This is a genomic window from Pseudomonas viridiflava, assembly GCF_900602065.1.
Lineage (GTDB): Bacteria > Pseudomonadota > Gammaproteobacteria > Pseudomonadales > Pseudomonadaceae > Aquipseudomonas.
The window spans coordinates 68,193-80,804 of the sequence record NZ_UWFN01000350.1 but is presented as its reverse complement, the minus strand read 5'-3'; the positions used below and the strand labels follow the sequence as shown (position 1 = coordinate 80,804).

The window sequence follows — 12,612 nt, the reverse complement described above, 5'->3', positions numbered from 1 at the left end:
AAACTGCCATGACTTCAAGCTTCAGCGCGACGGCCACTTCTCGGGTAGACCGGCGCAATATCCGCAAGCAGTACGCCAGCCAGTTGGCAGTCGAGCGCACGCGCATGCTGTATCAAGGCTCGTTGCTGCCCACACTGTTCATGCTGATCAATGGCGTGGTCTGCGCCTGGCTGTTATGGGGGCCAGAGCGCTATCTGTTAGTGGGCGTCTGGCTCGGCTGGCTTGCCGCATTGGTGGGGTTGCGGGTTTTTCAGGTCGCCGCCTTTCGCTCTGCATCCGCCGAGCGACGTGCGCTACCGATCTGGGGGCAGACATTTCTGTTGGGCGCCTGTGCCAGCGGACTTACCCTGGCCAGCGCGGCGCTCGTGTTGGTGCCCGTCGAAAACTTTCAGCAGCAAGCCTGGGTATTTGGCCTGATCGGCGTAGCGACGCTCTCGGCGAGTGTCGCCTATGCGGTGAGCATTACTGCATTTCTCACGTTTACCCTGGCGTGTCTTTTGCCGCCCATTATCTATTCCTTCTGGGGCGGTGATGTTCCTTTGCGGGGCTGGGGATGGTTAGGGTTAATCCTGTTAATGGCCCTTAGCGTTGTCGCCTGGCAGGTTAACCGCTTGATTCATCGAGGGCTGATAAGGCGCTTTCAGAATCAGGCGCTGATCGAGTTTTTGCAGCAGGCTCAGGCTCAGAGCGAGCAACTCAACACTGAACTTGCCCGGGAAATAGAACAGCGCCGCAAAGCCGAGCGCAGCCTGCGTGAGGCCCAGGCAGAGTTGGAGACTCGCGTAGTACAGCGCACTCAGGAGCTGGAGGAAGCCAATCTTGCCCTGAGCAAAAGCCCGCCCCGGCTGGCGGCAACCGTATTCGAGGCGGCCAGTGAAGGCATCGTCATCTTCGATCCGGACTACAACATTCTCGCGGTTAATCAGGCTTTCAGCCGAGTGACCGGCTATGAACAAGAGGATATGGTCGGCCGTAAAGTGACTGATATCGCCAGCAGCCGTGATGCGCGAAGACACTTTCAGGTCATTCACCAATCGCTTGAGCAAACCGGATGTTGGGAAGGCGAGCTGGTCGAAACCCGCAAGAATGGCGAGCTGTACCCTCAATGGCTGCACCTGAGCGTGGTGCGGGATATTGCCGGCAATATGAGCCATATCGTTGGCTTCTTCGCCGATCTCTCTGCGCGTAGGCAGTCCGAAGAGCGTATGCGCTATCTGACTCATTACGACGAGCTGACCGGGCTCGCCAACCGGTCGCTGTTCAAGGAGCGCCTGCACGAAGCCAGTCAGCGGGTGCGGCAAGGCGGCAGGAGTCTGGCGCTGCTGCACATTAATCTGGACCGCTTCAAACTGCTCAATGACAGCCTCGGTCATGAAGTGGCCGACCAGTTGCTCAAACAGGTCTCGCGCCGGCTGGGCAGTACCTTGCCGGAAGCGGACACTATTGCCAGATTGTCCGGCGATGAATTTGCGGTGCTGTTTGACTCGTACGGCAGTCTTTCCAGTCTGACCCGCGTCACCACACGTCTGTTGGCCAAGCTGAGAACGCCCATCTCCGTAGCGGGCCATGAGTTGGTTGTCAGTGCGTCGGTTGGTATCAGCCTGTTGCCGGATTCGGCACGGGAAATTTCGGCGCTGGTCAATCAGGCCAACATCGCGATGCAGCACGCCAAGCATTTGGGCGGTAACAACTTCCAGTTCTTCACCGAAAGCCTGCAAGCCAGCACCCTTGAGCGTCTGCAGCTGGAGATTCAACTACGCAGGGCGATTGAAGGCCGACAGTTGGAGGTTTTCTATCAACCCAAGCTGTCATTGGCGACTGGACGTCTCGATGCAGCAGAGGCTCTGGTGCGCTGGCGCCACCCCGAGCGCGGTATGGTGCCGCCTGGAGACTTCATCAGTCTGGCTGAAGAGACTGGCTTGATTGTTTCCATTGGCGAGATTGTCCTGCGCGAAGCCTGCCGCCAGGCATGTGAATGGCAGAGCCAAGGGCTTGAGCCCATCCGTGTATCAGTCAACCTGTCGGTGCATCAATTACGTCAGGGCAAACTGGTCAGCCTGGTGCGACAAGTACTGGAGGAAACCGGACTGGCGCCTCACTGGCTGGAACTGGAGCTGACCGAAAGCCAATTGCTCGACAACGTCGAGCACATTATCACCACTTTCCAACAGTTACGGGAATTGGGGGTGAAGCTGGCGATTGATGACTTTGGTACCGGATATTCTTCATTGAGTTATCTCAAGCGCTTTCCCGTGGACTACGTGAAAATCGATCAGGCCTTCATTCGCGGGTTGGGCGAAGGCACCGAAGACGCGGCAATCACTCGCGCCATTATCGACATGGCGCATAGCCTGGGTTTGAAAGTGGTCGCGGAAGGTGTGGAAACTCAGACGCAGCTGGACTTCCTGCGCGGCAATGGTTGCGATGAGGTGCAGGGGTACTTGATCAGTCGGCCGATTGAGGCTGAGATTCTGGCTGAAGTTCTGCGAGAAAACGCGAGCCAGATCTGGCATTGATGTAGGAATTGTCCTATTTCGTTGCCTGACTTCTCCCCAAATCGTTCCTGATTACCTTACCGGGTTCGTTTAACTGGGCGTCCCGCAGGTCATGTAGTATAACTACAAGAAAGCTACATCCCGTCCCATGCACCTTTGCCGAGTCTGCCCCTTTGAATCTGCTGCAACACATCGCCCAGTCACGCCATCTGTTACGCAAGTCGGAGCTGAAAGTCGCCGACCACGTGCTGCTTGACCCAGCGGCTGTGATGCACAGTTCCATGGCCGATCTGGCGCACAGCGTCGGTATCAGCGAGCCGACCATCGTGCGCTTTTGCCGTGCCATTGGTTGCACTGGCTTTCAGGATTTGAAGCTCAAACTGGCGCAGAGCCTTGCGGCTGGAGCCAGCTTTGGCCAGTTTGCGATCCACGAGGATGATTCGGTTGCTGACTACAGCCTGAAGATTTTCGACACCACTTTGCACACCTTGATGGAAGTGCGGGAAAACCTCGATCCCCATGCTTTGCAATTGGCAGTGACGGCCATGGCGGCGGCGAAGCGGGTCGAGTTTTACGGGTTTGGCGCCTCGGGTGCCGTCGCCGCCGATGCTCAGCACAAATTTTTCCGTTTGTTGCTCAGTGCAGCTGCTTATTCAGATCCGCATATGCAGGCCATGTCGGCCGTTACGTTGACCCCGACCGATGTAGCGGTTTGCATTTCTCAGTCCGGCCGCTCTAAGGATCTGCTGATAACAGCGAATCTGGTGCGTGAAACCGGTGCGACGTTGATCACTTTGTGTCCAAGTCAGACGCCTTTGGCTGAGCTGTCTTCAGTCAATCTGGCAATCGACGTACACGAAGACACCGAAATCTATACCCCGCTGACTTCGCGCATTGCGCATCTGGTGGTCATTGATGTGCTGGCAATGGGCGTTGCCATGGCGCGCGGTCCGAGCCTGGTTAACCATCTGAAGAGCGTGAAGCGCAGCTTGCGCAGCCTTCGTCTGTCGCCCAAATCGATCAAATCTCACGAAGACTGATGCTCTCAGGGTATTGACGCAAAAACTGCTACCCGCTACCTGTGAGGTAGCGGGTAGCAGCCAAAAATCTTGATGCTAACGCGCTCGATCACTGGGTATCTGTACGTCATCGATGTTTGTCAGCAGCTCGCCTTTGTAAAAAATACTGACTCCGGCAATGGTTGCTCCGCTTGGTTGCGTGTAGCTAACCGGGGTGTCGAACATTGCGATAAATCCCTCTCTACCGGGAGGGTGATGGCGTCGTTCCTGGTTTCAATATTCTTGTTAGCTCCTTGCTAATAGACAGCTTGTTTGCGTCCTGCAGGGCTTACTATCGCCGAAGCATGTCGCCGAAACGCACTACATATTTATAAGGTTACTGCCTGTTGTTTCCGGCGCGATGAGCTCGGCTACCTTCACTAATTCTTCATGCATTCGCCGTCAGATCGTCACGCCCTCTGGGCATTCTGTACTCCCGCAACGCACTGGGAGACAGGATATGCCTCGGCACTACGATGACTCGCAACAGAGCAGCACCGTCAAAACCCGTCGTCAGCAAGAAGATCGACGACGTATGGGATTTCGTCGGGCGATAGAAAGCTATTCCGAAGCGCGTCGGCTCAATCAAGAGCTGTGTGACTTCGAGGAGAGCGTTTCAGAGCGCTTCTGGCAGGCTGCTAAACCTTTGGAAGACGCCCGTCGAACCGCTCCATTAGCTGGCTGATTTGCGCCCGCTCGGTGCGGATGAACGCCAGGAAGGCGTGCGCCACTGGTGACAGGCGTCGATCCTTGGCCTGCACCACGCACCAACTGCGATACAGCGGCAACTCCGCCACTGGCAACTCCTTGAGCATGCCAGTGGCGAGTTCCAGACTGACTGCGTGCCGTGTCAGCATGGCGATGCCCAGCCCGGCGAGCACGCTTTCGCGCTGTGCTTCGTGTGCCGACATTTCTATGGTCGTGGTGAAGTGCACGCGCTTGTCTTTGAAATACTCCTCGCAGGCCTTGCGAGTCCCCGAGCCATTTTCCCGAATCAGCAACGGATAGGGTTCCAGGTCCTTGAGGACTAAAGCACGTCCATCACTCAGCGGATGGTCAGGCGGGGCGACGGCTACAATCGGATTGTTGAGAAATGGCAGAAACTCCAGTCCCATGTCCTGCGGCACCATAGACATTACGACCAGGTCATCGCGGTTATCCGACAGCCTTCTGATCACCTGAGCGCGATTGACCACCGTGAGGTTGAGGACCACCTCCGGGTAGTTACGTTTGAACGCTGCGAAAAGGTGCGGGATGAAGTATTTGCAGCTTGATTCGACGGCCAGCTTCAATTGTCCCTGTAGCGAGCCCTGCATATCGGTGAGCTGCATATCCAGGCTTTCCAGGCGCCCGAAGATATCGCGACTGGCCGACTGCAGCGCTTCGGCTGCTTCTGTCAGGTACAGTTTTTTGCCGACGTATTCAAACAGTGGCTGACCGATAAGCTCTTCAAGCTGGCGAATCTGCAAGCTGACGGCAGGCTGAGTCAGGGCCATTTCATCCGCTGCTCTGCTGTATGAACGCAGATCACACACTTCGTTGAAAATGCGCAGTTGACGCAATGTCATACGCATCAATGACTTACGCATTTTTTATGGGCCGCTCAATCGCTGAAAACTCAACTATAAGTCTTTACTTATACACAACCCAACTTTTACTCATTTTTGTTAATCCCTGAACGGGCATAGGGTGTTCCTGCGGCAATCAACCACACGCCCTGTTACAAACCGGTTCAGTTACATAGCCGGTTCTACGGTCGAGGAAATACTCGTGATAACAAAAATCCTGATCGCCAACCGCGGTGAGATCGCTGTCCGGATCGTGCGCGCCTGCGCCGAGATGGGCATCCGTTCGGTGGCAATCTTTTCCGACGCCGACCGTCATGCGTTACACGTCAAGCGGGCGGACGAAGCCCATAGCATTGGTGCCGAGCCTCTCGCGGGGTATCTGAACCCGCGCAAGCTGGTCAATCTTGCGGTGGAGACCGGTTGCGATGCCTTGCATCCAGGCTACGGGTTTCTTTCGGAAAACGCCGAACTGGCTGATATATGCGCCGAACGTGGCATTAAGTTCATTGGCCCCTCAGCTGAAGTCATCCGCCGTATGGGGGACAAGACTGAAGCGCGCCGCAGCATGATCAAGGCCGGTGTGCCGGTGACGCCGGGTACGGAAGGCAACGTTGCGGACATTACTGAGGCGCTGCTCGAAGGGGACCGCATCGGTTACCCGGTGATGCTCAAGGCCACCTCGGGTGGTGGCGGTCGGGGCATCCGTCGTTGCAACAGCCGAGAAGAACTGGAGCAAGCCTTTCCGCGAGTTATTTCCGAAGCGACCAAAGCATTTGGCTCGGCAGAGGTCTTCCTCGAAAAGTGCATCGTCAATCCCAAGCACATCGAAGCGCAGATCCTCGGCGACAGCTTTGGCAACGTCGTGCACCTGTTTGAGCGTGACTGCTCGATTCAGCGCCGCAACCAGAAGCTGATCGAAATCGCCCCCAGCCCGCAACTGACGCCCGAGCAACGCGCCTACATCGGTGATCTGTCGGTGCGTGCCGCCAAGGCAGTGGGTTACGAAAATGCTGGGACTGTGGAGTTCCTGCTCGCCGAGGGCGAGGTGTACTTCATGGAGATGAACACTCGGGTGCAGGTGGAGCACACCATCACCGAGGAAATCACCGGCATCGACATCGTCCGCGAGCAGATTCGGATCGCGTCCGGCCTGCCGCTCTCGGTCAAGCAGGAAGACATCATCCATCGTGGTTTCGCCCTGCAATTCCGGATTAATGCCGAAGACCCGAAGAACAACTTCCTGCCGAGCTTCGGCAAGATCACCCGCTATTACGCGCCCGGCGGCCCGGGTGTACGCACCGATACGGCGATTTATACCGGCTACACCATCCCGCCGTATTACGACTCCATGTGCCTGAAGCTGATTGTCTGGGCGCTGACCTGGGAGGAGGCGATGGACCGTGGTTTGCGCGCACTGGATGACATGCGCCTGCAAGGGGTGAAAACCACTGCGGCGTATTACCAGGAAATTCTGCGTAACCCGGAATTCCGTAGCGGGCAGTTCAATACCAGCTTCGTTGAAAGCCACCCTGAACTGACCAATTACTCGATCAAGCGCAAACCCGAAGAGCTGGCCCTGGCCATCGCTGCCGCCATCGCCGCCCACGCAGGCTTATGAATAAGCAGCGGCAAGCTCCAAGCCGCAAGCTTCAAGCAAAAGCAGATCTGCTCTTACTTGCCGCTTGTAGCTTGCAGCTTGTCGCTATGAGGAGATCCAAATGTCTAAGAAAATCTTCGTAACTGACACCATCCTGCGTGACGCCCACCAGTCGCTTCTGGCCACTCGCATGCGCACCGAAGACATGCTGCCCATCTGCGACAAGCTCGACAAAGTCGGCTACTGGTCGCTGGAGTGCTGGGGCGGCGCGACGTTTGATGCGTGTGTGCGCTTTCTGAAAGAAGACCCGTGGGAGCGCTTGCGTCAACTGCGTGCTGCATTGCCCAACACGCGCCTGCAAATGTTGCTGCGCGGGCAGAACCTGTTGGGCTATCGCCATTACAGCGACGACGTGGTCAAAGCCTTCGTCGCCAAGGCTGCGGTCAATGGCATTGATGTGTTCCGTATCTTCGACGCCATGAACGATGTGCGTAACCTGCGCGTGGCCATCGAGGCGGTCAAAGCGGCTGGCAAACATGCTCAGGGCACCATCGCCTACACCACGAGCCCGGTGCATACCATCGACGCCTTTGTCGCTCAGGCCAAACAGATGGAGTCCATGGGCTGTGATTCGGTAGCGATCAAAGACATGGCTGGCTTGCTGACGCCCTACGCTACCGGCGAGTTGGTCAAAGCGCTCAAGGCCGAGCAGTCGTTGCCGGTATTTATCCACTCTCACGATACCGCTGGCCTGGCTGCGATGTGTCAGCTCAAAGCTATCGAGAACGGCGCCGACCACATTGATACCGCCATCTCCAGCTTCGCATGGGGCACCAGCCATCCGGGCACAGAGTCCATGGTTGCCGCGCTCAAAGGCAGCGAATTCGACACTGGCCTGAACCTGGAGCTGTTGCAGGAAATCGGGCTGTATTTCTACGCTGTCCGTAAGAAATATCACCAGTTCGAAAGCGAATTCACAGCGGTCGATACCCGTGTACAGGTCAACCAGGTGCCGGGCGGGATGATTTCCAACCTCGCCAACCAGCTCAAGGAGCAGGGCGCGCTAAACCGTATGGGCGAAGTGCTGGCCGAGATTCCGCGGGTGCGCAAAGACCTGGGTTACCCGCCGCTGGTGACACCGACTTCGCAAATCGTGGGTACTCAAGCGTTCTTCAACGTCCTGGCGGGTGAGCGCTACAAGACCATCACCAATGAAGTGAAGCTTTATCTGCAGGGCGGTTACGGCAAGGCGCCGGGTCAGGTGGATGAAAAGCTGCGTCGTCAGGCGATCGGCAATGAAGAGCTGATCGATGTGCGACCTGCGGATCTGCTCAAACCGGAAATGACCAAGTTGCGTGGCGAAATTGGCGCCTTGGCCCAAAGCGAAGAAGACGTGCTGACTTATGCAATGTTTCCGGACATTGGCCGCAAGTTCCTCGAAGAGCGTGCTGCTGGCACCCTCAAACCTGAAGAGTTGCTGCCTATCCCGGAAGCGGGTGGTGTGAGCAAAGCCTCTGGCGAGGGCGTGCCAACCGAATTCGTGATCGACGTTCACGGCGAAAGCTACCGGGTCGATATCACCGGGGTGGGCGTGAAGTCGGAAGGTAAGCGTCACTTCTATCTGTCCATCGATGGCATGCCGGAAGAAGTGGTGTTCGAGCCGCTCAACGAGTTCGTCAGCGGCGGCGCAAGCAAGCGTACTCAGGCCAGTGGCCCGGGCCACGTCAGTACCACCATGCCCGGCAACATCGTCGATGTTCTGGTCAAGGAAGGTGACATGGTCAAAGCCGGTCAGGCCGTATTGATTACCGAAGCCATGAAGATGGAAACCGAAGTCCAGGCTGCGATCGCTGGCAAGGTCGTCGCCATTCATGTGGCCAAGGGTGATCGGGTTAATCCGGGCGAGATATTGGTGGAGATCGAGGGCTGATCAGGCACGGTGCCAAACCGGTAGCGGGGCTCATGTGGGAGTGGATTTATCCGCGAATACTGCGGTGAAAACGTGGCATATGTTTCGGGTTTACCGGCCTCTTCGCGAATAAATTCGCTCCTACGAGGCCGTATTGCCAAGCATTGAGTTTCAAGATTTCCTCGGGGGGCCTTTATGGCTCCCTTTTTTACTTCAAAATCCATAACTGCATTAAATTGCATTTTCTGTGTCGTGCATGAATCCATAAATGCACTATAGTGCAGATATAGGCCCTTTTCCTGTCTGTCAGGTGCAATAAATTGCAGGCGACCCATGTATAACCTCACCGTTCAGATTTATGGCGATGGCATCTGGAAGGATGCCATGACCCTTTCGTTCGACGACCTCTCAAAAGGGTTTCTCGGTCCATGTCGCTTCGCCTACAAGTCGGACTATGTAGTGGACGCATACCCGAACTCTTTATCCCAAGGCGTAAGCGCCCGCCTGCCGGTGGATTTTGAAACCTTCTCATCGCGCGAGGCCCCGGCTTTCCTGCATGACATTGCTCCTTCTGGAGCAGCCAAGCGCTTCCTCATTACCCAACTCGGTCGACAAAAGCCGGAAGGTTTGAGTGATGACTTGTATCTGCTTGGGCGCAGCACGCCCGCTCCCATTGGCAATTTGCGTATCAAGGAGTCAGTAGCGGTTCTGGAAGAGGGCGAGGCCATGGGCTTTACGCGTGCGGATGTCGTCACCCGTGACCAGCACTTCCTCGAGTACGCCTACGAACAGGGTGCTGCCATTGGTGGGGCTACTGGTGCGGGGGGAGAAGCGCCGAAGTTGTTGATGACGCAGGGCGTCGACGGCTTGCTGTATCCCGATGCGGTGCTGGCTGATGAACAGGCTCGGGGGCACTGGTTCATCAAGCTCGCCCGTAATCAGGCTCTGAAAAACGATCAGGAAATACTGCGCAGCGAATACTTGTATTACAAGGCGCTGCAGGAGCTGGGTATCGATACCGTGGCGACAGAGGATATGGCACTGGAGGAGGCGAACAAACCGAGCCTGTGGATGAAACGCTTCGATCGTCGCATCACGGCGCAAGGTGTCGAGCGGTTGGCCGTGGAGTCGATATATTCCCTGGCCGGAGTGACGTTGCCAGGTAGCCGAATGGATCATCTGGAGGTGCTCACGCTTCTGAGCGGGTTGTGGTCGCAGGCCGGGCAGAAGGCAGAAATACCTGATCTGGTGGCCGAATACCTGCGTCGTGACTTGATTAACCAGATTCTTGGTAACTCGGATAACCATGGCCGCAACACGGCGATCATCCGCTCTCAGGACGGTTATCGACTTGCGCCCATTTATGATCTCGCACCCATGGTTATGGATGCTGAGGGCATCACACGTACAACAAAATGGTCGAAATCCATCGAGCGAGCAGGTGTCGTCAATTGGCGTGCAGCCTGTGATGCATTGGCAGATATTCTTGATCCACAGCAGGCGTTCGAGCGGTTGCGTCAGGATGCCCGGCAGCTAAGGGCACTGCCTGACATATTGCGCGACAGCGGTCTGCCGGACGCGACGTTCAACCATCCAGCCATCGCTCTGGGCAAACTGGACCAGCGGTTGACCACCTGGGGATTGCAATGACCTTATCCATCGACGCCCGCGCGCTGCTGATCGAAAGCGTTCAGCAGGGCATTGCCGACGGTAGCCTTGAGATGGGCGAAGCGGTCAAGCGGCTGCGGGTTGAGGGCGCGAGGCTGCATCAAAGCCAATACGCCAGGATGTGCAAAATCTCGGTAAGGACGTTGATTCAGATCGAGCAGGGCGAGGGTAACCCGACCCTCAAGTCTTTGAATGCGGTGTTCAGGCCGTTTGGTTTACAGATGGGCGTGGTGAGGCGTCATCGGCAGATCAGTTGATGACGCCTGAAGCCTGACGGCTCTGCGTTATGGCTTTTTATAGCGTTGTTGGATCAGTTCAGCGAGGTGATGCTTTTCGTGGCGATCTTCTGCATGCCGTCCTCCGGCAAGTCGCTGAACTTTACGTAAAGGATTTCATGAACTGAAGCTCAGAGTCCGCGAAACGCCTCCAGCCCCTGCAACTGTTGCCCATCGTTGAAGTTATCCGCCGCAAGCCAGGCTTCGAAAGCGGTCTGCAATTCAGGCCATTCGCTGTCGATGATTGAATACCAGGCGGTGTTACGGTTCACACCTTTGACCACCATGTGTTGCCGAAAGGTGCCCTCGTAGCTGAAGCCGAACCGGTCAGCTGCGCGCTTGGAGCGGGCGTTGTCGGCGTTGCATTTCCACTCCAGGCGACGGTAGCCCAAAGCGAAGGCTTCTTTAGCCAGCAGGTATACCGCCTCGGTTCCTTTTGGCGTGCGTTGCATCTGGCCGCCGAAGGTCACATGACCAATTTCGATTCGGCCTTGGGCAGCGACGATAGACATCAGGCTCAGGCAACCATCGACCACGCCGGTTACCTGATCGACGATCGCGTAGAACCATGGGTCGGTATTGGCTTCGTGACCGGCAAGCCAGGTGTCGAACACGCTGCGCTCCAGGAATGGCCCATAGGGCAGATAATCCCAAAGTTTGGGATCCGAGCCAGGCCCCTGCAGTGCGGCCCATAACCCGTCGCCATGACGTGCGACACTGAGTTTTTCCAGACGAATGAAACGTCCCTCCAGCGTTCTGGTGTCCGGGAGCTTCGCAGGTTGCCAATCGGGTACAGGTTTCGACATGGACAAACTTCCTAGATCATTTTTCGAAATTGAATATAGCCGGGGCGTTCAGCAATACGCTCGTATAGCTGGATCGCGGTGGCATTGGTTTCGTGAGTCAGCCAGTGAACCTTGTCGCAGTCATTGGCTTTGGCCGTAGCGTAAACGTGTTCTATCAACAGGCGTCCGACGCCTGTCCCGCGCTGATCGGGCGTAACCAGCAAGTCCTGAAGATAACAGGCGTTGGCGATGCTCCAGTTGGAGCGATGGTAGATGAAATGGACCATGCCCACCGCTTTGCCGTTTTGCCAGGCCAATGCTGCATTGGTGGGTTCAGCCGGATCGAGAAAGCGCTGCCAGGTACTGTCAGTCACTGCGTCGGACAGTTCGGTCTTATAAAACGTCAGGTACGCCTGCCATAACGGTAACCATGCGGCGCGATCCTGTTCGGTGACGGGGCGAATCTGAACATCGGTCACGGCGTTCTCCTGTCGGAATAATTAACTGAATTAAATGCTTTTCTGTAGGCGCTCGTGAGCTCCAGATTCAGGTTTTCAGCTCATCAACTGAGCCAGTTCCTGATCTTTGGAGTCTGCGCTGCCCGCCAGCCCGTCACGCACACCTGCGATATCTGCAGATGATCGGTTCTGGCTGAGTTTGCGTTTGCCTTCCAGACGCTCGATGGGCAACGCAAAACCGACGATGGCGCCGAGCATCTTGTCGATGTAATCCGCAGGCGCGTCTGCCACCGCCCAAGGGTTGTCGCGTCCGGTTTCGTGTTTGGCAGTCAGACCGCTGACCACGTCGAGCAGGCGCTTCGGATCGCTGAAGACTTGCGCGCAGCCATAGGCGTGAACAGTCACGTAATTCCAGGTAGGCACGACTTTTCCGTGTTCGGCTTTGGATGGATAAAACGAGGGGCTGACGTAAGCGTCCGCGCCCGGGAAGATCACCAAGACTTCTGCACCCTGCTGCAGCGCGCGCCACTGAGGATTGGCTTTGGCCAGATGACCATAGAGCGTGCCTTGGGCGCCCTCATCGCTGCGCAATAGCAGCGGCAAGTGGCTGGCCTGCAGGCCTTGCTCGTCATGAGTGACCAGAATTGCCAGCCGGGTCTGCTCGATCAGGCTGTGCAAGCTGGCAAGCTCGTTGTCTGTGAAGGCGCTGGGTGTGTACATGGAAATATCTCTTGGCCGATGTCTGAATCGTAGGCAGGCTATTGGCCTGTTGTAAGAGCCATTAATCGCCAATTTGATA

General features: G+C 56.5%; 11 protein-coding genes. 7 read left to right on the top strand and 4 right to left on the bottom strand.

All coding sequences use genetic code 11. The annotated features are described in order from the left end of the window. Positions 1-8 precede the first annotated feature (8 nt). The 3 genes from EE949_RS27385 to EE949_RS27375 all read left to right on the top strand — a co-directional run bounded on the left by EE949_RS27385 (position 9) and on the right by EE949_RS27375 (position 4,238). Positions 9-2,516, top strand: a complete 2,508-nt coding sequence (locus EE949_RS27385) for an EAL domain-containing protein (RefSeq protein WP_122667150.1) — start codon at positions 9-11, stop codon at positions 2,514-2,516. Positions 2,517-2,668: 152 nt separating this feature from the next. Next, entirely contained in the window at positions 2,669-3,535 is an 867-nt protein-coding gene (gene hexR, locus EE949_RS27380) for a transcriptional regulator HexR (RefSeq protein ID WP_087269295.1), read from the top strand. A 478-nt stretch (positions 3,536-4,013) separates the two neighbouring features. After that, positions 4,014-4,238, top strand: a complete 225-nt coding sequence (locus EE949_RS27375) for a PA3496 family putative envelope integrity protein (protein WP_122667149.1) — start codon at positions 4,014-4,016, stop codon at positions 4,236-4,238. Here the strand turns inward: EE949_RS27375 and EE949_RS27370 are convergent. After that, positions 4,192-5,142 (bottom strand): LysR family transcriptional regulator, encoded by a 951-nt coding sequence (locus EE949_RS27370; protein WP_122667148.1) that lies wholly within the window; start codon positions 5,140-5,142, stop codon positions 4,192-4,194. The genes EE949_RS27375 and EE949_RS27370 overlap by 47 nt on opposite strands. A 181-nt stretch (positions 5,143-5,323) precedes the next feature. On the opposite strand from EE949_RS27370, the gene EE949_RS27365 reads away from it, so the two are divergent. The 4 genes from EE949_RS27365 to EE949_RS27350 all read left to right on the top strand — a co-directional run bounded on the left by EE949_RS27365 (position 5,324) and on the right by EE949_RS27350 (position 10,552). After that, entirely contained in the window at positions 5,324-6,739 is a 1,416-nt protein-coding gene (locus EE949_RS27365; protein WP_095093062.1) for an acetyl-CoA carboxylase biotin carboxylase subunit, read from the top strand. A 100-nt stretch (positions 6,740-6,839) separates the two neighbouring features. Then, positions 6,840-8,648, top strand: a complete 1,809-nt coding sequence (oadA, locus tag EE949_RS27360) for a sodium-extruding oxaloacetate decarboxylase subunit alpha (protein ID WP_122667147.1) — start codon at positions 6,840-6,842, stop codon at positions 8,646-8,648. Positions 8,649-8,960: 312 nt separating this feature from the next. Continuing rightward, entirely contained in the window at positions 8,961-10,277 is a 1,317-nt protein-coding gene (locus EE949_RS27355) for a type II toxin-antitoxin system HipA family toxin (protein WP_122667146.1), read from the top strand. Continuing rightward, positions 10,274-10,552: a helix-turn-helix transcriptional regulator gene (locus EE949_RS27350; RefSeq protein WP_122667145.1), complete on the top strand. Its 279-nt coding sequence runs from the start codon at positions 10,274-10,276 to the stop codon at positions 10,550-10,552. The genes EE949_RS27355 and EE949_RS27350 overlap by 4 nt, the downstream gene beginning before the upstream one ends. A gap of 149 nt (positions 10,553-10,701) precedes the next feature. Here EE949_RS27350 and EE949_RS27345 read toward each other — a convergent pair whose 3' ends face one another. The 3 genes from EE949_RS27345 to EE949_RS27335 form a co-directional block, all read right to left on the bottom strand. Beyond that, positions 10,702-11,376 (bottom strand): GNAT family N-acetyltransferase, encoded by a 675-nt coding sequence (locus EE949_RS27345; RefSeq protein WP_122667144.1) that lies wholly within the window; start codon positions 11,374-11,376, stop codon positions 10,702-10,704. A gap of 11 nt (positions 11,377-11,387) precedes the next feature. Continuing rightward, positions 11,388-11,834, bottom strand: coding sequence for a GNAT family N-acetyltransferase (locus tag EE949_RS27340; RefSeq protein ID WP_122667143.1), 447 nt, complete (start codon positions 11,832-11,834; stop codon positions 11,388-11,390). A gap of 75 nt (positions 11,835-11,909) precedes the next feature. Beyond that, positions 11,910-12,533 carry an FMN-binding negative transcriptional regulator gene (locus EE949_RS27335; protein ID WP_122667142.1) on the bottom strand — a complete coding sequence of 208 codons (624 nt, stop codon included), beginning with the start codon at positions 12,531-12,533 and terminating at the stop codon, positions 11,910-11,912. Positions 12,534-12,612: the final 79 nt, after the last annotated feature.

Bases quoted from the DNA above. Each gene is read 5' to 3' on its own strand.
- EE949_RS27335 (WP_122667142.1), bottom strand. From the start codon at position 12,533: ATGTACACACCCAGCGCCTTCACAGACAACGAGCTTGCCAGCTTGCAC.
- EE949_RS27370 (WP_122667148.1), bottom strand. From the start codon at position 5,142: ATGCGTAAGTCATTGATGCGTATGACATTGCGTCAACTGCGCATTTTC.
- EE949_RS27345 (WP_122667144.1), bottom strand. From the start codon at position 11,376: ATGTCGAAACCTGTACCCGATTGGCAACCTGCGAAGCTCCCGGACACC.
- oadA (WP_122667147.1), top strand. From the start codon at position 6,840: ATGTCTAAGAAAATCTTCGTAACTGACACCATCCTGCGTGACGCCCAC.
- EE949_RS27355 (WP_122667146.1), top strand. From the start codon at position 8,961: ATGTATAACCTCACCGTTCAGATTTATGGCGATGGCATCTGGAAGGAT.
- EE949_RS27350 (WP_122667145.1), top strand. From the start codon at position 10,274: ATGACCTTATCCATCGACGCCCGCGCGCTGCTGATCGAAAGCGTTCAG.
- EE949_RS27385 (WP_122667150.1), top strand. From the start codon at position 9: ATGACTTCAAGCTTCAGCGCGACGGCCACTTCTCGGGTAGACCGGCGC.
- EE949_RS27375 (WP_122667149.1), top strand. From the start codon at position 4,014: ATGCCTCGGCACTACGATGACTCGCAACAGAGCAGCACCGTCAAAACC.